This is a genomic window from Azonexus sp., assembly GCF_047638095.1.
Lineage (GTDB): Bacteria > Pseudomonadota > Gammaproteobacteria > Burkholderiales > Rhodocyclaceae > Azonexus.
In genome coordinates this window covers 22,147-45,276 of the sequence record NZ_JBLJBW010000006.1, presented here as the reverse complement: position 1 = coordinate 45,276, position 23,130 = coordinate 22,147, and the positions used below count along the sequence as shown (strand labels likewise).

Here is a 23,130-nt window from a genome sequence, read left to right as displayed (position 1 = left end):
GCGATTTACCCGGTCAAGGCGGGGTTGAGGGCGGGGTTGAGTGTATAGACACCGGTCAAACTGGCTTGCCCCAGAGTGTGCCCCTTGAGTGCAGCAAGCACCTCGGCTCCGCCAAAACGCCCTTCCAGCGGCAGGCGTTCGACATCGAGCGCGTACAGGGTGAAGACGTAGCGATGCACGATCTCATCGTTCCACGGCGGGCAAGGGCCGTCGTAGCCGTAGTAATCGCCCTTCATGTCGTGGTCGCCGGCAAACCAGTCGGTGTAGTTGTTGATACCCTGGCGAGCGCCGTGCGGCGCTTGCGGGCCGTTTTTGCCGCGCGGGGTGACTTCGCTGCTGAACTCGCCTTCTGCGATAGCGTTCAGGCTGGCTGGCAGATCGATCAACACCCAGTGGAAAAAGTCCACGCGCGGCAGGTTTGCCGAGACAACGCGCCCGGCTTGATTGACATCGTCGCCGACGCTGGGTACGTCCGGATCATGGCAGATGAGGGCAAACGAACGGGTGCCGGCGGGAATGTCCTGCCAGCTCAGCGCGGGGTTGCGGTTGCGCCCCAGGCAGACATGGTGCACTGGATCGGGCAGGCAAAAGGCAAAATCGGCGGCAATCGTCTGGCCGTCAGTCAGGCGGGGGCTGCTTAATTGCATTGTTATTGTCTCCTTGTGGATGGTGTGCTGCTCAGGTGCCGGCTTGCCGGCGGAAATCGCGCAGGCGGAAGCCGCAAAGCCATAGTGTAGCGAAATACACCGCGCCGCCAAGGCCCACCAGAGCGCTTAAATGCAGGATGCGCATATTCAGGCTGGCGTTCAACCAATGTGCCGTCGAAGCGCTGCCCCACCACAGTGCGCCGCCCATGAGCGCGAGCGCGAGAATCAGGCGCAGATAAAACTTCAGCCAGCCCGCTTGCGGCTGATAAATCCCGCTGCGGCGCAAGCCGCGATAGAGCAGGGCGGCGTTCAGGCAAGCGGCCAGGCCGATCGATAGTGCGAGCCCGGCGTGGGCGATCCAGCCGATGAAGGCGAGGTTCATCAACTGCGTGGCACAGAGCGAAACCAGGGCGATTTTTACCGGCGTTTTGATGTTTTGCCGTGCGTAAAAACCCGGTGCCAGAACTTTCACCAAAATTAATCCGGTCAGGCCGACGGCGTAGGCCATGAGCGCCAGGCGGGTTTGTTCCACGTCTTCGGCGCTGAACGCGCCATGAAAAAACAAGGTGGCAATCAAGGGTACGGCGAGCAGCGCCAGCGCCAGCGCGGCCGGTGCGGCGAGCAAAAAAGTCAGGCGTAGCCCCCAGTCGAGCAGGCGGGAATATTCGTGCAAATCTTCCCGGGCGAAGGCGCGCGATAAAGACGGCAGCAAAATCGTCCCCAGCGCCGCGCCCAAAAGACCGGAGGGAAATTCCATCAGGCGATCCGCGTAATACAGCCAGGAGACGCTGCCGCTTTGCAAAAATGAGGCAAAAACTGTGTTGATCAGCAGGCTGATTTGCGACACCGAAACCCCTAAGAGCGCCGGCAGCATCAAGGTGGCAATGCGGCGCACGCCGGGATTCGCCCAGGCGACCCGCCAGTTCAAGCTAGGTCGAGGCAGTAATTTGAGTTTGCGCAGCGCCGGCAACTGAATCAAGAGTTGCAGCACGCCGCCGATGAACACCGCCCAAGCCAGCGCCAGCACCGGCGGATCAAAATACGGCGCAGCAAACAAGGCCATGCCGATAAAGGAAAGATTGAGCAAAACCGGCGTAAATGCGGGAAGCGCGAAACGGCTCCAGGTATTGAGCACGCCGCCGGCCATGGCCACCAGCGACATGAAGAAAATATAGGGAAAAGTGATGCGGGTGAGGCGAACGGTGAGTTCGAATTTGCTCGCATCGGCCTCAAAGCCCGGCGCGGAAACCCACACCAAAAAAGGCGCGCCAAGCACGCCAATCGCCGTGATGACAAACAACACCAGCGCCAGAAGGCCGCTGACATGGTCGATTAAAGTGCGCGTCTCTTCGGCGCTGCGCTGATTTTTGTATTCCCCCAAAATAGGCACGAAAGCCTGCGAAAACGCCCCTTCGGCAAACATTCGGCGCAGGAGGTTGGGTAATTTGAAAGCGACGAAAAAAGCATCCGTCGCCAAACCTGCACCAAAGGCACGCGCAATGACAAAATCGCGAACGAAGCCAAGAATGCGGGAAAGCAAAGTCATGCCACTGACCGTCGCCAGCACACGTAATAGATTCATGGGGATTTTTATAGGCCTAAAATTTCAAGGCCACTTGCCTCAAGCCAGACACAAAGTCTATAATTCTACGCTTCTTGCCCGGCCAGACCACAGTCGCCGAGCATGGGTTTTGCAAAGTGCCGGTGTAGCTCAGTTGGTAGAGCAGCGCATTCGTAATGCGAAGGTCGTAGGTTCGACTCCTATCTCCGGCACCACGATTTTTTTGTGATTTTTCCCTGAGCGGAAAAATTCTGTAAAAACAACGTACTTGCCTGTAACTGCTTTCTGGAATTTCTCCCAAAAAGCAAAATTGTGTAGCATGCTCTTCCCACGTTTTACACACGGGATTACGCATGGCTTCGATTTTGAGCTTCCCCCGAAATTTGGTCTGCCAAGGGGGATCGGAAAGCAGGGCCAGCATCACCCCGGCCTTCTTGTAGCGAAACCCTGGTCTGAAAATCGCCGCCAACCCCCTCAATGCGGCAGAGGTCAGCGCCAGTGTGTCGTCCGTAGCATCGCCCATTGGCACCGTGATCCCGGCGTTGTACTGCGGCTCGTCCTCTTTGAATCGGTTGGTCAGTACGAAGACATAGACGGCACCCGCCACGGAGTTCTGTCGCTGCAATTTTTCTGCGGCACTGGCCAGGTAACTGGCCACCGACTCGCGCAACTCTTCGAAGGTTTCGACAGTCGTCCCAAAGCTGCGCGACGACATGATCTGCTGCTTGGGTGGCATGACATCCTCCAACTCCAGGCAGGAAATCCCGCGCAGTTCGTTGCAGGTGCGCTCCATGACCACCCCGAACTGAGCACGCATTCGCTTGGGCGAGGCATTGCGCAAGTCAAGCACGGTATCGATGCCCATGTCAGCCAGGCGTTTTCTGATACGGGACCCAGCGCCCCATACCTCGCCAACCTCGACACCCCACATCCACTCCAGACGTTCCGGCCGCGTCATCGCATGGAGGTCGCACACGCCGTTGAAAACATCGTTCTTCTTGGCCAGGTGGTTGGCGAACTTCGCCAGCGTCTTGGTCGGCCCGACACCAACGCACACAGGCAAGCCCGTCCATTGCTTGATGCGGTGACGCATCTGTTGCCCCATGAGGTGGATACCCCGCCCATTGACAATTCAATTCAGACGCCGGATACTACTGACTAGTCTGACTAGATACGGAGGCAATCATGCATACATGGCAACTACAAGAAGCGAAGAGCCGGTTCAGCGAGGTCGTGGACCTCACGCTGAAGGAAGGGCCACAACTCGTCACCCGACGGGGTGAAGAGGCTGTGGTCATCTTGGCGGCCAACGATTACCGTCGTTTGAGCGGCCAAACCGCGAACTTGATGGATTCCCTGCTCAATGCGCCGCGCGGCGAACCGCTGGTACTTGAGCGTTCCAGAGAGTCCATTCGGAATCTCGTTCTATGAGGTATTTGCTGGATACCTGCGTGCTTTCGGAGATGATCAAAAGCACGCCAGACGCCAACGTAATCCAGTGGTTCGAGGCGCGTAAACCTCATGAACTGTGTATCAGCGCAATGACCTGGGGTGAATTGCAACGGGGTGTTGCCAGACTGCCCAAATCCAAGCGCCGGTCGGAATTAACCCTTTGGCTGGAGCAGTTGGAAGCAGGTTTCGAAGACCGAATCTTGGCGTTTGATCAAAAGGCGTCGGAAGTCTGGGCACAAATGACCGTGCAGGCCGAGGAACAAGGCAAATCACTGGCCGCCTTCGATTCGATCATCGCGGCCACGGCACGTGCGTGCGACTGCAAACTGGTGACTCGCAATGTTCGCGATTTCGCGCATGCTGATATCGATGTACTTAACCCTTGGCAAGACCAGTGATCCCGTTGAGCAAAAGTACTGTGGAGATGCAGATGCATCATCTGACATGCAAGGACCGACCCGAATATGCAGCTGATGAAGGCAGGCTAACCAAAGCCCATCTTGATCAGTTATTGTAAATAGGCAAAGTTCGACTCCTATCTCCGGCGCCACTTGACCTGAAAAGATGTGAAAAATGGCAGCCCGGCGGCTGCCCTTTTTGTTTTTAGGCTTTCCGCGCGCCGACTCCGTCTTGGTACGGGTGGCGGCCGGCATGAGCGCCGAAGCCGTCTGCGAATTCGAGTTGCCAGGGTGCTGAGCTTCCAGAGGCGCTCCCGTGGCACCTGGTTTTGATGTTTTTTTCACCTTTTCTTGACGTCTTCTTGACGCTCCTCGGCCGACACTGTGCGCGTTTTCATCCGCCCGTCTGCCATTTTCGCCATGCTGCGTCAAAAAATCGCTTGTTGCGCGCCGCGCCTGCTGCCGCGCTACGCCCCCACCCGTTACCTCGCGCTGTTTCTCGCCGTTTGGCTGAGCGTCTTTCTGTTTACCCGCGGCCTGCTTTGGCTGACGCATCTGGACGAAGCCCAGGTCGGGGCGCTGGCGGTGGCGCGGCTGTTTCTGTTTGGCGCGCTATACGACCTCGCCTTTCTTGTCTATGCCGCCCTGCCGCTCGCCCTCTACCTGCTGCTCTGCCCACGGGATTGGTGGCAGGCGCGCTGGCATCGGCGCATCCTGACCGCGCTGTTCGCCCTGCTGGTCTTTCTGATGCTGTTCGTCGCCACCGCCGAATGGCTGTTCTGGGACGAATTCGGCGTGCGCTTCAATTTCATCGCGGTGGATTACCTCGTTTATTCCAAGGAGGTGGTGGACAACATCGTCGAGTCCTACCCGCTTTATCGCCTGCTGGCCGTGCTGGCGATCCTGGCAGTCGCCATCACCCTGGCCCTGCGCCCGGTGTTGGCGGCGAGCTTCGCTGCCCCGCCCGGGCCGGAAAATTTGCCGCGCCGCGCCGCCCTGAAAACCCTGTTCGGTCTGTGTGCTCTGGCCGTCATAAACGCGCTGCTGATCGGCCAGGATTTTCCCCTCAGCGCCGGTGGCAACGTCTATCAACGCGAACTGGCGAGCAACGGCCCCTTCCAGTTCTTTGCTGCCTTTCGCAACAACGAACTCGACTACGCGCAGTTTTACGCCACCTTGCCGGATCAACAGGCATCCGCCCTGCTGCGCGCCGAGGTCGCCGAGCCGAACGCGCGTTTTTTGAGCGATGCGCCCTTCGACATCCGCCGCCGGATCGACAACCCCGGCCCGGAACAGCGGCGCAACGTCATTTTGGTTACCGTAGAAAGCCTGAGCGCCCGTTATCTCGGCAGCTTCGGCGACACGCGCGAACTGACGCCCAAGCTCGATCAACTGCGCCAGGAAAGCTTGTTCTTCAATAATTTTTACGCCACCGGCACGCGCACAGATCGCGGATTGGAAGCCGTCACCCTCTCCATTCCGCCGACGCCGGGGCGCTCCATCGTCAAACGCATCGGCCGTGAAAGCGGCTACGCCAGCCTCGGCCAACAACTCGCAGCGCGCGGCTACGACAGCGCTTTCATCTACGGCGGGCGCGGCTATTTCGACAACATGAACGCTTTTTTCAGCGGCAACGGCTATCGCATCGTCGACCAGAGCAGCGTACCGGACGCCGAAATGCACTTCACCAACGCCTGGGGCATGGCCGACGAAGACCTCTACCGGCAGGCGCTGAAGCAGGCCGACGCCGATGCCGCCAGCAAGCGCCCTTTTTTCTTCCACCTGATGACCACCTCCAATCACCGCCCCTTCACCTACCCGGACGGGCGCATTAACATTCCTTCCGGCCAGGGGCGCGCCGGTGCGGTGAAATACACCGACTACGCCATAGGCGAGTTTCTCGCTCAGGCGCGTGAAAAACCGTGGTTCGCCAACACCGTTTTTGTCTTCCTCGCCGACCATACCGCCGGCAGCGCCGGGCTGGAGGATTTGCCGGTCACCAATTACCACATTCCGCTGTTCATCTACGCCCCCGGTTTCATTGCGGCGCGGGAAGTTGATACGCTGACCAGCCAGATCGACCTCGCCCCGACCCTGCTGGGCTTGCTCGGCATTAGCTACGAATCCACTTTTTTCGGCCGCAACCTGCTGCTTGACAACGCTCAGCCCGGCCGCGCCGTGATCGGCAATTATCAGCACCTCGGCCTGTTCGACGGCCACGATCTCGCCATTCTCAGCCCCCGCAGTAACCTGCGTCTGCGCCGCGACGCTTTGAGGGCCAGCGAGGAACAAACGACAACTTTGTCCGACCCGTTGATCGCCCGCGCTATTGCGTACTATCAGGGGGCGAGTTATGCGTTTCGTATGGGATTGATTTCCTGGCGTGAGTGTTCGTTTGTAGGAAATCGTTGTTCAGGTTTGTTTTGATGTCCTTGGTAGGGCATGGTGTGCATTGTGGTCATCATGGACGCTCGAGCAAGCAACCCCTCGTCACGCCCGCACCGGCCGATAGAGCAACACGCGGTAGAGCAGCAGGCAGATCGTCCAGTCGATCAGGAGCGTCCACACATTGTGCGAAAGGAAGTGTTCGCCGCGCATGATCTGGGCGGCGCTCAAGACGGTGCCGGCGGTGAGGACTGCGTAGAGGATGCGGCGGGCCAGGCGCGGACGCTTGTCGCGCAGAGCGAAGAACAGAGCCAGTAGCGAGAAGGCGGTGGCGGCGTGGCCGCCCGGCCAGCAGCGGCCGTCTTTGTGGTGCGCCACGGCGGGCGCGGTGAGCGGCACATAGGTTTCGCGGCCACCGAATTCCGTCAATTCCCTGGGGCAGTGCATCCGGGTAGCGGCCTTGAGGGGCGGCATCAGGGCGCTCGCCGCAGCAATGGCAATGACCAGATAGGCCAAGTGCCGCCGCCACGGCTTCAGGCGCGGGCGCAGGCGTGGATGCAACACGCCGCCGATCAGCAGCGACAAGAAAAGGACGGCAAAACCAACAGCCACGAAGCGCACGCCATCGTGCAACACATTCTGTAGCCAGAAATCCCGACGCAGGGGAAAGTTCTCGCTCGCCTGCCAGAACAAGCGACTCACGGCAAAATCCAGGGGTTCTGGCGGCAAGATGAGCAGTAGAGCCATCGCCAGCAGCGGCAGCAGGAGCCAGCGACGCCAGGCGAAGGGGCGGCTGGCGGATGGTGTTCCGGCGGTCGGTTCTGCGGCATGTCGCGCTTGTGGCACAGGCGTTTGCGCCATGCCCGCCTGCCTCAGCGCACGAAACGCCGGCTTTCCTGGCCGACTTCCGTCAGCAGCGGCTGCGCCGTGGAAATTACTTCGTCGCGTTGCGTGCGGGTGACGGGGTGATCGTTTTCGTCATAGACGCTGTAACGGAAATGGTCGCGCCCGGTATAGGGGAAAACGATTTTGTGTTCGCCGTCATCGACGCCCATGTGGTCGTATTCACCAAAGACGAAGTAAGGCATTTCTTCCTCCAGCGGGCGCGCTGAGCTGTAGCTTTTGGGGTCTTGCGTGATGTTTAGGTGTTTGAGCAGGGTGGAAGCCACTTGCAGATGTGAGGTGCGGTGGCTGACTACGGCGGGTTCGACACCCGGACGCCAGAGTACGAGCGGCACGCGGATCTGTTCTTCTGGGAAGGTGCTGCCGTGGCCGTGGCCCCAGCGTCCTTTTTCCATGAATTCTTCGCCGTGGTCGCCGGTAAAGAGCAGCGTCGTCTTGTCGAGCATGCCGGTGCGCTCCAGATGCTCGAGCAGACGCCCGACCTGGGCATCGATGTGATGCGCCGCATTGACGTAGCGGTTGTGGATACCGTCGATATTGTTGCGCAGATCGAGATCGATGTAGTTCATGTCACGCAGGTAGTCCGGGCGCAGCGCGCGGTCTTCCGGGAAACTGTAGGGCGCATGCGTCGACTCGAAGAACATGAAGCCGAAGAAGGGACGCTTGGGATCGCGCTGATCGATATGTCGGCTGAGATCGTCGATGTTCTGGATATCGCGCTGCCAGGCATCGCCCTGCTGAATGGCGTGCATATTCTCCGGTGGCACATCAACAAACAGGGTGTGGTGCAATTCGGGATAGGTGAAGCTCTGGCTGGTGTGCAAGGCCATTTGATACCCTTGTTGGCGCAGCACCTGCATCAGCACCGGCGGCACCCGCTGTTTTTCAAAGCTGTACCAGTAGGGCGCGTAAATGCCGTAAAAAAGCGAGAACATGCCCATGCGGGTACGGTTGCCGCCGCTGTAATGGCGCTCGTAACGCGTGGCGCGCTGGGAAAAACGCCATAAATTCGGCGTGATTTCCGGGTCGAGCAGATCCCAGCGAAAGGATTCGGCGACCAGGATGATCACATTCTCCGGGCGTAAGCCGCTGCTCTCCACCGGCTGCGCCGGATAGACCACTTCGCCGCCGGCCAGGCGCATGTTTTCCTTGCCGCGTGGCTCGACGCCCAGGCGTTTGAATAATTTGCTGGCACCGCTCTTGAGGTGAAAGGGAATCGCATCCGCCGCCGCCAGAATGTTTTCCTGACCGGTATGCACGCTGTAGGCAAAACCCAGTTCGAGCACGCCCAGCAGGCAGAACAAAGCGGCCGCCGTCCGCCGCCAGGTCTGCCGGGGTAATTGCCAGCCGCGCTCGCGATAGCGGTGCAGCAACCACAGCACAAGCATATTGACCAGAACGATGCCGGCCACCTGCATGGCGATCGTACGTTCCGTCGATTCGGTCGCACCGAGTGCCGCAATCCCGCCCGGGGTCGTCAGCAGGTTCCAGACAAAACCGTTGAAGTGGTACTGGTAGAGCGAAAACAGCCGGTAATCGGCATACACCGCCAACAACACCAGGCTCCCGCCCAGGCCTGCCGCTCCGGCCAGCCACAGATCACGTCCAGGCAGACGGCGTGGCAACAGGGCCAGCAGCCCCAGCGGCAGGGCTGCCAGCAGCAGATAGGCACCGGCATACGCCAGGGTGCTGAGCAGAACATAGCCCCAGGCCTGCACTCCTTCGATGTCGACCTGCGGCCAGAACAGGCCGATCATGAGGCACAGCGCCACATAGAGCAGGGCAAAATAACGGCGCAGCGGGCTCACCGCTGCGGGCGCGGGGGGATCAATGGCGAACGACATTGATTATTTCTGTAAAAATCAGACTTTGCGCAGGGTATAAACACGCCACATGGCGTAGCGCGGCAGGAAATCCTGGCTCGCCAGCACCTTGAAGCCGGCAGCGGCGAATTCCGCTTCAACGACGGCAGCCGAAACCATGAAGCGGTTCTGGTTTTCGCCCGGTCCGCGCAGGGCGCGCCGCGCTTCCAGGCGGCGGCGTTTCCAGGCTTTGTAGTTGCCATCCACCCACAGGGATACGATCAAGGTATCGCGCGTTACCCGGTGGAATTCGCGCAGCATGGCCAGACGGTGCTCAGGTTCGGCAATATGGTGCAGGAGGCGCATGCTGAAAACGCAATCGACCGCGCCATCCTCCAGATCAATGGCGAAGGCCGAGGTCTGAAAGGTCTTGATCCGGCGGACCAGTTCTGCGGGCTGGCAACGCCGCGCCACATCAAGCATGTGCGGCGAATTGTCGGCGGCCAGGATGACACGTTCCGGCTGTTCTGCCAGCAAGGACCAGAAGCGCCCGGCGCCACAGGGCAGATCGAGCACTTGCTGGGGGTTGCCGGCAATCTTCAGAGCCTGGCGTGCCAGTTGCTGATCACGCCAGTCGGATAAACGGCGCGCAAATCCATCCTTGTGCTTGCGAAAATACTCTAGTGAATGTTCGTCGTCGTATTTCTTGGAAAACTCGAGTTCGATCGGAGTGTGCTTAGGAGGGTGTTGAGGGGGAGGGGTAGTAGTCACGGTCAGCCAGCTCAGTAAGTGTGTGTCATGACGATAAACATGCGGCGATCAAAGCCGCGTCAAAAAAATGTGAAATTTTTGTGAAATCAGGGCAGCAGACGCACCCGGAAACAGCTGCCGCCCGCCGCCAGTGCTTCGGCGGTCACACTCCAGCCCGCCTGGGTGCACACCCGGCGCACCAGGGACAGGCCGAGGCCAAGCCCTTCGCCGCGCGCATGCCGGCCGCGCTGAAAGGGTTCGAAGATGCGGCCCAGTTCTTCCGGCGCGATGCCAGGGCCGGTATCCTCGACACGGAAACCGGCGGCCTCCAGAGATAAACGGATCTCGCCTTGTTCGGTGTAATGCAGGGCGTTGCGCAGCAGGTTGCTCAACACCACGCGCAGCAGGGTCGGGTGCCAAACGCCGGGCGTTTCGGCTTCCTGGCGGTAGACGAAGGACAGGCCACGCGCTGCGATCAGCGGCTGCCAGACGGCGACCTGTTCTGCGGCAATCTGCTCGAGGCTGATGCCGTCGCCCTCTGCCAGTCGGGTGGTCTGCACCCGGGCCAGTTCGAGGAAGGTTTCCACCAGCGCCTGCATCTCGGCCCCGGCCTTGGCGATCCGCGCGATCTGCCGTCGGCTGTTGTCCGGTAGCGCCCCCCGCGCCAGCAATTCGCAGGACGTCGACACGATCATCAAGGGGGTGCGCAATTCATGGCTGACATCGCTGGTAAACAGCCGCTCACGCTCGAGCGCTGCCTGTAGCGCATTGAATGCCTGGTCGAAGGTCTGCGCCAGTTGCCCCAGTTCGTCATTGCCATAGGCTGTAGCCAGTGGTTGTGCAGGCGCATGTGAGCGGACGGCAGCAGCGAGACGAATGACCGGATCGATGACCCGGTGTACAGTCAGGCGTCCGATCAGGTAGGCCAGTGCGATGGCCAGCAAGACGCCGCCCGCAACCAACTTGTGAAACAGCTTTTCACGTGCCTCGAAGGCATCCTGATTGCGGACCAGAATGAAACGGTGGCCATCGATTTCTTCTTCCAGCACATGCCAGGCGACACGCTCCGTGACCACTTCCTGGTATCCCGGGTGTGGTGTTTCAAGCTCGCGCGGCAAGGGTTTTTGCGGCCGCAGGGTTGGCGCGTAAAGCGCGCTGCCGCCGGTCAGGTCGGGAATCCGCCCTTCGGTGAGAAACACCGTTTCCACCGCCGCCATTTCCTGACGCAGTTCCTCGCCCACCAGATCTTCTTCGACGACTTCGATGAGAACGATGATGGCCCAGGCGTTAATACCTGCGACCAGCGCTGTGAGCAGGATGAAGGAGAGCAGGATGCGCCGCGCCAGCGGCTGCGGCGCTCGTTTAGGCCGCATGCTCGGGCGCCAGCCGGTAGCCGATGCCATGCACGGTGTGCAGCAGGTGGTGCGCGAAGGGGCGATCCAGCGCCTGACGCAAGAGGTGCAGGTGGCTGCGCAGGCTGTCGCTGGGCGGCGGCTGGTCGCCCCAGAGGGCGTGTTCGAGGTCTTCCCGGCGCACCACCGCCGGGCTTTTGCGCATCAGAATTTCCAGTAGCTTGAGGCAGGCCGGGTTGAGTTTGAGCGGCTGCCCGGCGCGGCTGACCTGCCAGGTGTCGAGATCGAGTTGCAGGTCGGCTACCTGTAAGCGCGGTAGAAAGCCTTGGCTGCGCCGCAGCACGGCGTCGATGCGCGCCGCCAGTTCGGCCAGGGCGAAGGGTTTGACGAGGTAATCGTCGGCCCCTTCGCGCAGGCCATGCAGGCGGTCGTCGAGGGTGTCGCGGGCGGTGAGCATGATGATCGGCGTATGCTTGCCGCTGTCGCGCAGGCTGCGGCAGACCTGGTAGCCGTCCATCCCCGGCAGCATGATGTCGAGCACGATCAGGTCGTAGCTGCCGGTGAGTGCCAGATGCAGGCCGCCGGGGCCGTTGTGCGCACAATCCACCACATGACCGGCGGCTTCCAGGTAGTCGGCGATGTTGGCGAGAATGTCGGCGTTGTCTTCGATGATGAGTAGGCGCATGGCAAGCTCAGGGCAAACACAGGTCGGGATGGCGCACCGCCACTGCCGGCCAGTCGAAACAGGGGCCGGGATCGGTCTTGCGGCCGGGGGCGACGTCGCTGTGGCCGGCGATGGCGGTGATCGGGTAACGCTGGCGCAGCGCCTCGATCAAGGGCCAGAGCGTGGCGTATTGCGCGGCGGCGAAGGGCGTGTCGTCGCTGCCGGCGAGTTCGATGCCGATGGAAAAATCATTGCAGTTTTCCCGCCCCTGCCAGCAGGACTGCCCGGCGTGCCAGGCGCGCTGGTCGGTGTTCACGAACTGCGTCAGCGCGCCGTCGCGGGCGATATAGAAATGGGCGGAAACCTGCAAATCGCAGATTTCCGCGAAATAGGGATGCGCCGCCGCATCGAGCCGGTTGAGGAAGAAATCCGTCACCGCCTGCGTCGCGAACTCACCGGGCGGCAGGCTGATGTTGTGCAGCACGATCAAGGACACCACAGCGCCTGCCGGACGTTCGCCGAAATTGGGCGAGGGGCAGCGGACGGCATTGTCCAGCCAGCCGTGTTTCAGCCCCATGCCATTCTCCCCGAGCGCAGCGGAAGACACCGTCAATCCTCCCGGGCCAGGCGGGCACTCAGGGATTGGGTGCTGATCTGCAGCAGATTCGCCGCTTGGTTCAGATCGTCGCCGGTATCGGCCAGGGTTTTCTGCAAGAAGGCGCTTTCCACTGCGTGTAAGCGCTCGCTCAGGGACGGGCTGGCTGCTGAGGCGTGGCCCATGTCGACGGGCGCTTCCAGCTGCAGATCCTGCGCCGTGATGCGCGCATCGGCGCACAGGGCGGTGGCCCGTTCGAGAATGTTTTCCAATTCGCGCACGTTACCCGGAAAGGTGTAGGCGGCCAGTGCGGCCTGCGCTTCCGGCGACAGTACGGGATGTTCGGGGCCGGAGAGGCGCAGCAAAATGTGCTGGGCCAGCGGCACGATGTCCTCGCTGCGCTCACGCAGGGGCGGCATGCGCAGTTCGATGACGTTGAGGCGGTAGTACAGGTCCTGGCGGAATTTGCCGCTTTCCACGCACTCGCGCAGATTGTGGTGGGTGGCGCAGAGAATGCGCAGGTCGACCGACTCCTCGCTGACCTGCCCCACCTTGCGCACCTTCTTCTCCTGGATGGCGCGCAGCAGCTTGACCTGCATGGCCAGCGGCAGATCGGCCACTTCGTCGAGAAACAAGGTGCCGCCGTGCGCTGCCTGGAAGAAGCCGTCGCGGTCGCTGTCCGCGCCGGTGAAAGCGCCCTTGCGGTAACCGAAGAATTCGCTCTCCATCAGGTTTTCCGGAATCGCGCCGCAGTTGACCGGCACGAAGGGGCCGCCGCTGCGGGCGCTGTGCGCGTGGATGAGGCGGGCGGCGACTTCCTTGCCGGAACCGGATGCGCCCGAGATATATACCGGTGCCTGGCTGCGCGCCAGCTTGTCGATCATCGTCCGTACCTGTTGCATGGCCGGGGAATCGCCCAGCAATTCCGGCTCGCCCGGCGCGGCGGAGGGTGATTCGGTTTCGGCACCGGGCAAACGCAGCGCTGCCTGCACGAGGTTGCGCAACTGCTCCAGGCCGATGGGCTTGGCCAGATAATCGAAAGCGCCCGCTTTCAGCGCAGCGACGGCATTTTCGGCGCTGCCGTAGGCCGTAATCACCGCCACCGGCAGACGCGCATGCTGCTCGCCGATGTGGCGTACGATCTCCAACCCGTCGCCGTCCGGCAGGCGCATGTCGGTCAAACACAGCTGGAAATCGTTGGCCTCCAGCGCTGCCCTGGCCTCGGCCACGCTCGCGGCGCACACCGCCGTCAGCCCCATACGCAGCAGGGTGAGATCGATCAGCTCGCGGATATCGGCTTCGTCATCCACCACCAGCACGCGCTTTAATTCAGTGCGCGGGCGGCGCTCATTACGGCTTACAGACACGTATCTCATCTCCCGGAAAGGACGAATTGTGCGCCTTGCGCCATGCCGGGGGCAAGCGGGGGCCGCCTCAGCATCTCGCCCAGAGCACCATAAAACCGTTCATGACAATTTGAAAAGGCCAAAAACCGAGTAAAAACAAGGGTTTTGGCCTTTTTTTGCCGGATGTATCTGAGGGGTTTTGCTGTTTAGTCTTCCAGCAGGCTGCGCAGCATCCAGGCGGTTTTTTCGTGCACGTCCAGGCGCTGTGTGAGGAGGTCGGCGGTGGGTTGGTCGTCGACTTCACCCACCAAGGGCAGCAGTTTGCGGGCCGTGCGGGCGGTGGCTTCCTGGGCGGCGACCAGGTGGCGCACCATGTCGTTGGCCTTGGGGACACCTTCGACTTCCTTGATTGAGGCGAGTTTGACAAATTCTTTGTAAGTACCCGGGGCGGGGAAACCCAGGGCGCGGATACGCTCGGCGATCTGGTCGAGGGCGTTCCATTGTTCGGTGTATTGCCCCATGAACATGACATGCAGGCTGTTGAATTGCGGGCCGGTAACGTTCCAGTGGAAATTGTGCGTCATCAGATACAAGGTGTAGCTGTCGGCCAAGAGGCCGGAGAGGCCTTTGACGATTTTTGCGCGGTCGGCTTCGGAAATGCCGATGTCGATATTCGGGGTTTTGACCTTTTTGGCGCTCATGGTGCTCTCCTGGTGTGGGTGGGGGGCGTGCCTCGCGCGGTGCGCAGGCGTGGAGACACTATAAGCAAAATTGCCGGGCCTCGCCAATGTGCGATGTGTATGGGGGCGATTGTGTGTAGATATCGGCTGCGGTATTGGCCCCGATCTCGGCGCTCATCTGCTCCAGGAAGCGGCTGGCGGCGGCGGGGGTCAGGATGCGAAAAGGCAGCCGGGTGCGCCCGCGCAGCTTGAGCAAGGCTTTGTCCTTGCTGACCAAGCAATCGGCCGGAATGCGGGCGGCCAGTTCGAGGAATTTCTGGTCGTCACGGTCGCGGCAGCGCGGCAGCGGCGGCGCTTCGGCTTCGGCTTGCCGGGTAATGAGTTTGCTATAGCGCGCCCAGCGTTCAGCCTGCATTGCCGGGGTCAGTTTGAGTTGCGGATAGTTGAGTACGCGCTGCAATTCATCGAGCGTGCGGGCATCGGCAAAACAGGTGATGCGCCCGGTTTCCAGAGCGTGCAGCAAACTCAGGGCGTCGGTATTGGCCCAGTGGAACAAATCGAGAACGACATTGGTGTCGAGGACGAAGCGCAGCATGGGGCGGATTATAATGCGCCCCCGCGCTGCGTGTTTGCCCTTGATTTTATGTCGTTTGATTCTGAAATTCTCCTGGCTCCCATGGAGGGGCTGGCCGATCCGCTGATGCGCGAGGTGCTGACGTCGATTGGCGGCTATGACTGGGGAATTTGCGAGTTTGTGCGGGTGACGCAAAGTGTTTTGCCACGGCGCACATTTTTGCGTACCTGTCCGGAGCTGTCGCAGGGCAGTCGTACCTTGGCAGGCACGCCGATGCGCGTGCAGCTTTTGGGTTCCGATCCGCAGTTCATGGCGGCCAATGCGCGGCGTTTGGTGGCGTTGCAGCCGGCAGGCATCGATCTGAATTTCGGCTGCCCGGCACCGACGGTGTTTCGTCATCGTGGTGGCTCGGCGCTGCTCGACGAGCCGCAGCTTTTGCACGCCATCGCCTCGGCCGTGCGCGCAGAAATCCCGGCGGGTGTGCCGTTTACGGCAAAAATGCGGCTGGGCATCCGCGATACGCACAAGGCCATAGATTGCGCCCAGGCTCTGGCGGCGGCGGGGATCGATGCCTTGATCGTGCATGGGCGCACCAAGGAGGACGGCTACAGGCCGCCGGCACGCTGGGCTGAGATTGGTAAGGTGGCGGCGGCGCTGAAAATTCCGGTGATCGCCAACGGTGAAGTGTGGTGCCTCGAAGATTGGCGGCAGATTCGCCAGGAAAGCGCTTGTGCGGCAGTGATGCTGGGGCGTGGCGCACTGGCCAATCCATTTTTGGCGCGCCAGATCAGGGCCGGCGAAGCGCATGATGCTCCCGCCGTTTGGCGTGCGCTACAGCCTTTTTTGGCGCGCTATTGGCAAGGCGTGCGCCAACGGGTATTGCCAGAGCACGCCGGCGGACGCCTGAAGCAATGGTTGATGCTGTTGCGCCGGCAGATGCTGGCGGCGGAAAATTTGTATGCCCAGCTGCGCCCGCTGAAAACGGCCGAGGCAATCGATGCGCAGTTGATCGCCCAGGGTATTTTGCCGGCCGATTTTGCAGCGCATTTTTCTCTGGAGTCCCCCTCTTTCCCCTATGCAAACTGAGTCGCAGAACAAAAATAACGAAAGCGAGAACGTCGGCCAGGGTAAGTCGCGCCCGGTGTTCAGTGCGCAAACCGGTATTCATGCCGATCTGGAACGGCAATTTCACCGCCACCTTGCGCAGCCCTGGCGCAAACCCTTTGCTTCGTACAATGAAGAGGCCTACGCGCAAGCCCGAGCGGCGCATGTGGTCTGGAATGCGGCCGCACCGCTCATTCTCGATGCCGGTTGCGGCGTGGGTTGGAGTACTTTGCATTTGGCGCAGACTTTTCCTGAGCATTTCGTTATCGGCGTCGATCAATCGGCCGCGCGCTTGCTGCGCGGCAAACCGCAGGCGCTGCCTGAAAATGCGGTGCTGGTGCGCGCCGATCTGGTCGATTTCTGGCGCTTGCTGGCGCAAAACGGGCTGCGTTTGGCGCGCCATTACAATTTGTATCCCAATCCTTGGCCAAAAATCGGCCATTTGTCGCGGCGCTGGCATGGGCATGCGGTATTTCCGGTGTGGCGCGCGCTGGGCGGGGTGGTCGAATGCCGCAGCAACTGGCGCATTTATATCGAGGAAATGGCGCAGGCCTTGACCTGGTTGGCGGAAAAACCGGTGGTGGCGAAGCGCTATGTGCCGGAAAAGGACATGACGCCGTTTGAGCAGAAATATCGTACTTCCGGTCATGCCTTGTGGCGCTGCGAGGTGGACTTTGGCTGAGGAAAAAAACTGCCAGACATGCGGTGCCTGCTGCGCGCGTTTTCGGGTGGATTTTCATCCGGCCGAGCTGGCAGGCGGTGCCTTTGCCTGGGGGGCGGGCGTGCCGCTGGAAATGACGGTGCGCCTGACGCCGAATCTGGTGCGCCTGGCCGGTACGGACGCGCAAGCGCCGCGTTGCGTGGCCTTGGCGGGCGAGGTGGGGCAGTCGGTGCGCTGCACGATTTACCCTGAACGGCCTTCGCCTTGCCGGGAATTTGATACGGAACATGAGGCCTGCGACCGGGCGCGGCGGTATTTTGGTTTGCTGTAATTCTATTGGCGTATGACCAAAGTCGTATTCAATGCGCGTGGTTTAACGGGTAAGCTCACCGAAGTTCTTGAAATCAGGCAAATTCATTGAAAATGGACGCAGTTGTAGACGAACAACAAATTTCTTCTTTGCTCAAGGGGGTGGATATTCCGCCGCGCCCGACGATTCTGCTTGAGCTCGACAAGGAGTTGGGCAAAGAAAATCCCAGCACGGCGGAACTGGTACGCTTAATTTCCAGTGACGTGGCGCTTTCCGGGCATCTCATGCAGGTGGCGAACTCCCCTGCGTTTGCCGGTGCCGCGCCGCTGTCTTCGATTACCCAGGCGGTGCAGTTTCTGGGTACGCGGTCGATTTTTTCCATCGTCGTCAGCCGGCTGTTGCAGGTGGCCTTGGAAAGCAAGCTGGAAGGGCGTCTCGAGCGTTTCTGGGAAAGCTCGACCTTAACCGCCAATTTGTGCGTTGAAATTGCCGAGCGCCTGCGCTGTTTGCCGGCGGATATCGCCTATACCTTCGGCCTTTTTCACGATTGCGGCATTCCTTTGTTGATGCGCCGTTTTCCCCAGACCAAATCGGTGCTGATGCAGGCCAATGCGGCCGAAGATGGCACATTCACCCAGATCGAAGACCGCTTGCTGGGCACCAATCACGCCGTGGTCGGCTATTTTCTGGCGCGCCGCTGGCGCTTGCCGGCGGATGTGGCGCAGGCCATTTTGCATCACCACGATTACAGCGTTTTGCTGCGTGCGAGCGAGTTTTCTCACACCATGCGGGCGCAGATTGCTGTCAGCGTGTTGGCCGAACACGCCATTCGCCTGCACACGCAAGGCGAGAGCGAAAATGAGTGGCCCAAGGCGGCAGCGGCGGTGTGCGCCTTTCTTGGGCTATCTCTGGGCGGCGTCGATGATTTGATCGAAGATTTACGCGACTACATCCACTGAAACAGCAGGTTTTAGCGCACCAAATCGAGTAGTTTGGCAAAGGCTTCGGAAAACTGCTGCAACCCCGTGCGTTGCAAGACCTCGCCGACGGTATCGAGATCGATACCCAGGGCGGCAATGGCGGCCAGTTGGTGTTCTGTATCCGTCGGGTCGGCGAGGAGCCTGGCCGCAGCTTCTCCGTGTTCGCGGAAGGCGACAAGGGTGGCGTCCGGCACGGTATTGATCGTGTTTTGACCGATCAGCTCTTCGACATAGCGTACGTCGCGATACGCCGGATTTTTGGTGGAGGTGGAGGCCCAGAGCAGTTTTTGTGCTTGCGCCCCGCCGGGTAATGCGGGCTGCTGCAGCCAGTCGGCGTAGGCGCGCCGGGCCATGGCGATGGCGGTTTTACCTTGCAGCGCGCTCGGTAATTCCGGGTCGAGCAGGCTGTCCAGACGGCTGATGAAAACGCTGGCGACCGAAGCGATGCGCTCGACGCTGTGGCCGGCTTGCCAACGGGCTTCGATCCCGGCGCGGTAAGCGGCTTGCACGGCGCTGAGTTGGGCGGGAGAAAAAATCAGAGTGACGTTGACATTGATGCCGGCCGCGACACAGGTCTGCAGGGCGCTGATACCGGCGGTGGTGGCCGGAATTTTGATCATGGCATTGGGGCGGGCGATGTCGTTCCACAGGCGCTGTGCGGCTTGTACGGTGGCGGCAGCGTCAAACGCCAGGGCGGGGGAAACTTCGAAGCTGACCAGGCCGGCGTGTCCGTGAGCGCTTTGGTAGGTCGGCAAAAAAAGATCGCAGGCGCGGCGCACGTCGGGCAGAACGAGATTTTCGAAACGTCTTTCAGCATCGCCCACGCTGCCTTTCAAGGTGGCAATGGCGGTTTGGTAGTGGGGATCGTTACGGATGGCGTTATAAAAAATGGCCGGATTGGAGGTGACGCCAGCGACGGCATCTTCTTTGATCCAGCGCTCGAGCTCGCCAGAGGCGATCAGTTCGCGGGAAAGATTATCCAGCCAAATTTGCTGGCCCAGGGCGGAAACGGCGGCGATGCGTGACATAGGTGCGTTGAGAAAATGAAGGATCGATGGGGTAGGCGGCTGTGAAAATCGCTCGTTGTGAGCGTATCAAAGAGTTTTGACAGATTTGTCGGAAACGCAATTTCAAGTTTTATCTGCTTGAATCAGCCGCGTGTTGATGAATGAAGTTGGCAAACGCTTGTGCTGAAAGCGGCCGGCTGGTGAGAAAGCCCTGATAGTAATCGCAAGCGTGGGCGCGCAGGAAAGCTAATTGCTCCGGCGTTTCGACGCCTTCGGCAAGAACCTTCAGGCGCAGTGTGTGCGCCATGGCGATGATGGTGGCGGCAATTTCCATGTCGTCGGCATTGTTCGGGATGTCGCGCACAAAGCTGCGGTCGATTTTCAGCACATCGAGCGGAAAGGCTTTCAGATACGACAGCGAGGAATAGCCCGTGCCAAAATCATCGATGGCGATGCGTACGCCCAGGGCGCGGATCTTGTTCAGCGTGGCGCTGACTTCTTGCCGGTGCTGCATGAGTACGCCTTCGGTCAGCTCCAGTTCGAGGTATTCCGCGGGAAAGCCGCTTGCGGCCAGCGCGGCGCTGATTTTGTCGACCAGATTGCCGTAGTGGAACTGGCGCGAAGACACGTTGACTGCCAGCGTCAGCGGCGCTAATCCGGCGTCGATCCAGGCCCGCCCTTGGCGGCAGGTTTCTTGCAACACCCAGTCGCCGAGCGGGACGATGAGGTTGCTTTGTTCGGCGAGCGGGATGAAATCGCCCGGCGGCATCAAGCCATGTTCCGGATCGAGCCAGCGCACCAAGGCTTCGGCACCAAAGATCTTGCCGCTGTGCGTATCGATCTGCGGCTGGAAGTGCAAAAGCAATTCTTGATTGCTGATGGCGCGGCGCAAGCGGGTTTCCAGGGCGATGCGCTGGCGGGCTTCCTGCGTCAGGCGTTCGGTGTAGAACTGGTAATGCCCGCGTCCTTCCGCTTTGGCGCGGTAGAGTGCGGCATCGGCCTGTTGCAGTAGTTCTTCCATGTTGTCGCCGTGCTCTGGATAGAGTGCGATGCCGATGCTGCAGCCGACGGCCACTTCGCTGCCATTGGGCAGGGTGACATTTTGTTCGATGAGTTGCGCGATATCTTCTGCCAGTTTGGCGGCGTCATCCGGGTGTTCCAGATTTTCCACGAGCACGGTGAATTCATCGCCGCCCAGACGGCAGACGGTGTCGGTGCCGCGCACCCGCTGGCTGAGACGGGCGGCGATCTGCTGGAGCAGGGCGTCACCCATGGCGTGGCCAAAGCTGTCGTTGATGTCTTTGAAGTGGTCTAGGTCAAGCATCAGCAGCGCCAGCCCCTTGCCTTCGCGCTGCGCCCGTGAGAGGGCGTGTTCGAGGCGGATGTGTAGCAGCAGGCGGTTGCCCAGGCCGGTCAGCGCATCGTGGTGGGCCATGTGTTCAAGTTTGGCTTCCGAGGCTTTCAGGCCGGAAATGTCGGCGTGAAAAGAGACGTAATGCAAGAGGTTGCCCGCGCCATCGCGAATGACATTGACCGACAGCAGCAAAGGGTATTCGCTGCCATCCTTGTGGCGGTTCCAGATTTCGCCCTGCCAGTAGTCGTGGTGGAGCAAGGTTTCTTGAATCAGCGCGTGGGCTTCTGGCTGGCGGGTGATCGAGCGCAGCAGCGCCGGTGTCTGGCCGCGCAATTCGTCCTTGCTGTAACCGCTCAGGCGGCATAGGGCGGAGTTGACGCGGACGATGCGTTGCTGCGGGTCGGTGACCAGAATGCCTTCGCGGCTGCTTTCAAAAACGTTATTGGCCAGCAAGCCTTGCAGGTAGGCGGCATGGCGCTCGCTGATGTCGCGCGAAAGTATGACGAAAGAACCTTCTTGGCCGCTTAACGGACGTTTGCGGGCGACGGACAATTCAAACCAGCGCTTGCCCCCGGGTAAATCCAGCATCACCTGCCGCCCGTGCGAGCTGCCCGTGCGGTCCGCTTCGTCGATGGCGGCGAGTACGGTATCGGCTGCCGTGCGGGATAAAACGTCGTGCACCTGCCGCCCGAGCAGGGTGTTTTTGTCGCGCGCGAGGAGACTTTCGTTTTCGGTCGTGATGTTGAGGTAACGCCCGCTGCGGTCGAATTCGAACAAGATGTCGGGAATCGCCTGCAAGGTTGCCTGCAAATCGTTGGTCAGCAGGCGTAAAGGCCGTCCGAAACGCCGGCTCAAGATGCGCACCACGAGGATGCCGATCACCATCAGGACGAGCACCAGGGCGGTGATGAGGATCGCCCCCTGGCGCACGGCAGCGGCGCGTGAGGCTTCCGACAAGCCGATCTGGATGCTGCCTTGTACCGTGCGTTCGAAGCCTGTGCGATAAGGCAGGGTGACTTCATGCAAGGGCTCGCCACGGTAGGAAATGCTGCGCGTGAAGGGGGTGAGGGTGTCGATCACCCTTTGGTTATTGGCTTGAATCTCCGCCGGCAGATGGGCGTCATTTTGGGTGGGATCGCTGTGTGCGAGAATTTTTCCGTCTGCGTCGGCAATCAGCAGATAGCGGATTTCCGGGTGTTGTTTTTGGATTTCTTCAAGCAAGAGGCGCGCTTGGTATTTGCTGGAAAAACCGATGTGGTTGATCGATTCGGCGAGCACGCCGGTGAGGAGGGTAGAGAGCCTTTCTTCTTCCTGATTGACGAGACGCTGCAATAAGACGTTGCCGGCGAGCAGCACCACGGCCATGAGCAAAAGAATCAGCGCGCCGAAAGCAAAGGCCAGGCGGCGGTTGAAGTCGCGAAACTGCTGCGCGCCCAGCGATGGGGTTTTTTGCGGGGCGTTCATGGGGTGTGCCGGGGCTGGTTGTTCCACACCGGTTGGGCCGCCGGCCAGCTCTTGCGGAAGCTGGGCGGAATCGGCCCTTGCCAGCCGGGGTAGGCGCTCAAGGTTTCGCGGGTGACGGGAAACACGGGTAGCAAGGTCTGTTGCGCCACTTTGCCGCCGCGTGCGAGCGTGGCGGCGTGGCGCATGGCTTGTGCGCCGAGCGGGCCGCAAAATTGTGCGGCATCGATCGCGGTCAGGCGGGCAGAGCGAATGTTTTCAACAGAGCGCGGATCACCATCGACACTGGCCACCAGGATTTCTTCTCGTCCGGCGCGGGCCAGCGCATCGACGATTGCCAGTCCGCCACCGTCGTTGACGGTGAAAATCGCATCGACGCTGCCGGGCTGGGGAAATTCGCGCAAGATGCTGGCTGCCGCGGCGCGACCCGCCACCGGTTCGACGGCCTGGTAACGGCGCAGAATCTGGTAAGGCCGCTGCCGTTCGCGTAGTGCATCGAGAAAACCGTCGAGGCGCTCGACGGTGGAGGAAACGCTGGGATAGTCCACCAAAATGAGGCGCAAAGTTTTTCCGGGAGGAAATTGGGCGGCGAGATATTCCCCGCCGAGATAACCCGCCTGGCGGTTGTCGGAGGTGACATAGGCGGCAAGCTTGCCGCCGCTGATGTATTGATCGTACGCCACGACAGGAATGCCTGCGGCATTGGCGGCGCGCAAGGGTTGCGCCAGCGCGGCGTTATCGGTGGGTTGTACGAGGATTACCTTGGGGCGCAAGGCGATGAGCTCATGCATTTGGGCGATTTGGCGCTCGATCCCGGCCGGGCCGTTGCCGGCAACTCGGGGAATGAGTTCCAGGGCCGGCTGGCCATTATGTTTCGCTTCGTCGTTGAGGCGTGCAGCTTCTGCTTCCAGGCCCTCGCGCATGGCGACCTGCCCGGGAATATCCATCGACCAGTACAGTACACCGATGCGCAGTACGTCAATGCGCAAATTTTCGGTGGCCAAGCTGGCAAAGCAGAACAAAAGACCGACGACAGACAGCAGCGCACGATAAATTTTCATGACAGCCTTCCCCCAAGACGGTCGCATTATATAAACGAAAACCTTCGCTGGGCGGCGCACTTCGGCTTGTTTTGCGCCTCTTT

21 protein-coding genes, 1 tRNA gene and 1 pseudogene are annotated in these 23,130 nt (G+C 60.7%); 8 read left to right on the top strand and 15 right to left on the bottom strand.

What is annotated here, in order from left to right:
- Window positions 1-5 precede the first annotated feature (5 nt).
- Complete coding sequence (locus ACM62Q_RS02660; RefSeq protein WP_415033431.1) at window positions 6-647, bottom strand: YbhB/YbcL family Raf kinase inhibitor-like protein; 642 nt, start codon at window positions 645-647, stop codon at window positions 6-8.
- A 31-nt stretch (window positions 648-678) separates the two neighbouring features.
- Complete coding sequence (murJ, locus tag ACM62Q_RS02655; protein ID WP_415033430.1) at window positions 679-2,229, bottom strand: murein biosynthesis integral membrane protein MurJ; 1,551 nt, start codon at window positions 2,227-2,229, stop codon at window positions 679-681.
- A 118-nt stretch (window positions 2,230-2,347) separates the two neighbouring features.
- Here murJ and ACM62Q_RS02650 point away from each other — a divergent pair.
- A tRNA-Thr gene (locus ACM62Q_RS02650) sits at window positions 2,348-2,423 on the top strand.
- A 242-nt stretch (window positions 2,424-2,665) separates the two neighbouring features.
- Here the strand turns inward: ACM62Q_RS02650 and ACM62Q_RS02645 are convergent.
- Window positions 2,666-2,923, bottom strand: a pseudogene (locus tag ACM62Q_RS02645) (DNA polymerase V subunit UmuC); the annotation flags it as partial.
- A gap of 470 nt (window positions 2,924-3,393) precedes the next feature.
- On the opposite strand from ACM62Q_RS02645, the gene ACM62Q_RS02640 reads away from it, so the two are divergent.
- The 3 genes from ACM62Q_RS02640 to ACM62Q_RS02630 all read left to right on the top strand — a co-directional run bounded on the left by ACM62Q_RS02640 (window position 3,394) and on the right by ACM62Q_RS02630 (window position 6,485).
- Window positions 3,394-3,639, top strand: a complete 246-nt coding sequence (locus ACM62Q_RS02640) for a type II toxin-antitoxin system Phd/YefM family antitoxin (RefSeq protein WP_415033429.1) — start codon at window positions 3,394-3,396, stop codon at window positions 3,637-3,639.
- Window positions 3,636-4,058, top strand: coding sequence for a type II toxin-antitoxin system VapC family toxin (locus tag ACM62Q_RS02635; protein ID WP_415033428.1), 423 nt, complete (start codon window positions 3,636-3,638; stop codon window positions 4,056-4,058). The genes ACM62Q_RS02640 and ACM62Q_RS02635 overlap by 4 nt, the downstream gene beginning before the upstream one ends.
- Before the next feature lie 420 nt (window positions 4,059-4,478).
- On the top strand, window positions 4,479-6,485 hold the full coding sequence (locus ACM62Q_RS02630) for an LTA synthase family protein (RefSeq protein ID WP_415033427.1): 2,007 nt from the start codon (window positions 4,479-4,481) through the stop codon (window positions 6,483-6,485).
- Between the two features lie 63 nt (window positions 6,486-6,548).
- Here ACM62Q_RS02630 and ACM62Q_RS02625 read toward each other — a convergent pair whose 3' ends face one another.
- The 9 genes from ACM62Q_RS02625 to ACM62Q_RS02585 form a co-directional block, all read right to left on the bottom strand.
- The gene (locus ACM62Q_RS02625; RefSeq protein ID WP_415033426.1) at window positions 6,549-7,304 is read right to left on the bottom strand and encodes a phosphatase PAP2 family protein; all 756 of its coding nucleotides are present in this window, start codon (window positions 7,302-7,304) and stop codon (window positions 6,549-6,551) included.
- Window positions 7,305-7,315: 11 nt separating this feature from the next.
- Window positions 7,316-9,190: a sulfatase-like hydrolase/transferase gene (locus tag ACM62Q_RS02620; RefSeq protein WP_415033425.1), complete on the bottom strand. Its 1,875-nt coding sequence runs from the start codon at window positions 9,188-9,190 to the stop codon at window positions 7,316-7,318.
- A gap of 18 nt (window positions 9,191-9,208) precedes the next feature.
- Window positions 9,209-9,919 carry a class I SAM-dependent methyltransferase gene (locus ACM62Q_RS02615; RefSeq protein WP_415033424.1) on the bottom strand — a complete coding sequence of 237 codons (711 nt, stop codon included), beginning with the start codon at window positions 9,917-9,919 and terminating at the stop codon, window positions 9,209-9,211.
- A gap of 86 nt (window positions 9,920-10,005) precedes the next feature.
- Complete coding sequence (locus ACM62Q_RS02610; RefSeq protein ID WP_415033423.1) at window positions 10,006-11,271, bottom strand: sensor histidine kinase; 1,266 nt, start codon at window positions 11,269-11,271, stop codon at window positions 10,006-10,008.
- Window positions 11,261-11,935, bottom strand: coding sequence for a response regulator transcription factor (locus ACM62Q_RS02605; protein WP_415033422.1), 675 nt, complete (start codon window positions 11,933-11,935; stop codon window positions 11,261-11,263). Before ACM62Q_RS02605 ends, ACM62Q_RS02610 begins: the two co-directional genes overlap by 11 nt.
- A gap of 7 nt (window positions 11,936-11,942) precedes the next feature.
- On the bottom strand, window positions 11,943-12,491 hold the full coding sequence (gene ampD / locus ACM62Q_RS02600) for a 1,6-anhydro-N-acetylmuramyl-L-alanine amidase AmpD (RefSeq protein ID WP_415033421.1): 549 nt from the start codon (window positions 12,489-12,491) through the stop codon (window positions 11,943-11,945).
- 32 nt (window positions 12,492-12,523) lie between these two features.
- Window positions 12,524-13,876, bottom strand: coding sequence for a sigma-54-dependent transcriptional regulator (locus ACM62Q_RS02595; protein ID WP_415033420.1), 1,353 nt, complete (start codon window positions 13,874-13,876; stop codon window positions 12,524-12,526).
- A gap of 185 nt (window positions 13,877-14,061) precedes the next feature.
- Complete coding sequence (locus ACM62Q_RS02590) at window positions 14,062-14,556, bottom strand: Dps family protein (RefSeq protein WP_415033419.1); 495 nt, start codon at window positions 14,554-14,556, stop codon at window positions 14,062-14,064.
- A 58-nt stretch (window positions 14,557-14,614) separates the two neighbouring features.
- Window positions 14,615-15,130: a putative toxin-antitoxin system toxin component, PIN family gene (locus ACM62Q_RS02585; protein ID WP_415033418.1), complete on the bottom strand. Its 516-nt coding sequence runs from the start codon at window positions 15,128-15,130 to the stop codon at window positions 14,615-14,617.
- 48 nt (window positions 15,131-15,178) lie between these two features.
- Here ACM62Q_RS02585 and ACM62Q_RS02580 point away from each other — a divergent pair, with 48 nt between their 5' ends.
- The 4 genes from ACM62Q_RS02580 to ACM62Q_RS02565 all read left to right on the top strand — a co-directional run bounded on the left by ACM62Q_RS02580 (window position 15,179) and on the right by ACM62Q_RS02565 (window position 18,143).
- A complete protein-coding gene (locus ACM62Q_RS02580) occupies window positions 15,179-16,195 on the top strand; it encodes a tRNA dihydrouridine synthase (RefSeq protein ID WP_415033417.1) in 1,017 nt (338 codons plus the stop codon).
- A complete protein-coding gene (gene trmB / locus ACM62Q_RS02575; RefSeq protein WP_415033416.1) occupies window positions 16,185-16,895 on the top strand; it encodes a tRNA (guanine(46)-N(7))-methyltransferase TrmB in 711 nt (236 codons plus the stop codon). The genes ACM62Q_RS02580 and trmB overlap by 11 nt, the downstream gene beginning before the upstream one ends.
- Window positions 16,888-17,205: a YkgJ family cysteine cluster protein gene (locus ACM62Q_RS02570; protein ID WP_415033415.1), complete on the top strand. Its 318-nt coding sequence runs from the start codon at window positions 16,888-16,890 to the stop codon at window positions 17,203-17,205. The genes trmB and ACM62Q_RS02570 overlap by 8 nt, the downstream gene beginning before the upstream one ends.
- A 92-nt stretch (window positions 17,206-17,297) precedes the next feature.
- Window positions 17,298-18,143 (top strand): HDOD domain-containing protein, encoded by an 846-nt coding sequence (locus ACM62Q_RS02565; RefSeq protein ID WP_415033414.1) that lies wholly within the window; start codon window positions 17,298-17,300, stop codon window positions 18,141-18,143.
- Window positions 18,144-18,154: 11 nt separating this feature from the next.
- Here the strand turns inward: ACM62Q_RS02565 and tal are convergent, their stop codons facing one another.
- The 3 genes from tal to ACM62Q_RS02550 all read right to left on the bottom strand — a co-directional run bounded on the left by tal (window position 18,155) and on the right by ACM62Q_RS02550 (window position 23,047).
- Complete coding sequence (gene tal, locus ACM62Q_RS02560; RefSeq protein ID WP_415033413.1) at window positions 18,155-19,192, bottom strand: transaldolase; 1,038 nt, start codon at window positions 19,190-19,192, stop codon at window positions 18,155-18,157.
- Window positions 19,193-19,301: 109 nt separating this feature from the next.
- Window positions 19,302-21,989 carry an EAL domain-containing protein gene (locus ACM62Q_RS02555; protein ID WP_415033412.1) on the bottom strand — a complete coding sequence of 896 codons (2,688 nt, stop codon included), beginning with the start codon at window positions 21,987-21,989 and terminating at the stop codon, window positions 19,302-19,304.
- Complete coding sequence (locus ACM62Q_RS02550) at window positions 21,986-23,047, bottom strand: sugar ABC transporter substrate-binding protein (protein ID WP_415033411.1); 1,062 nt, start codon at window positions 23,045-23,047, stop codon at window positions 21,986-21,988. The genes ACM62Q_RS02555 and ACM62Q_RS02550 overlap by 4 nt, the downstream gene beginning before the upstream one ends.
- Window positions 23,048-23,130 lie beyond the last annotated feature (83 nt).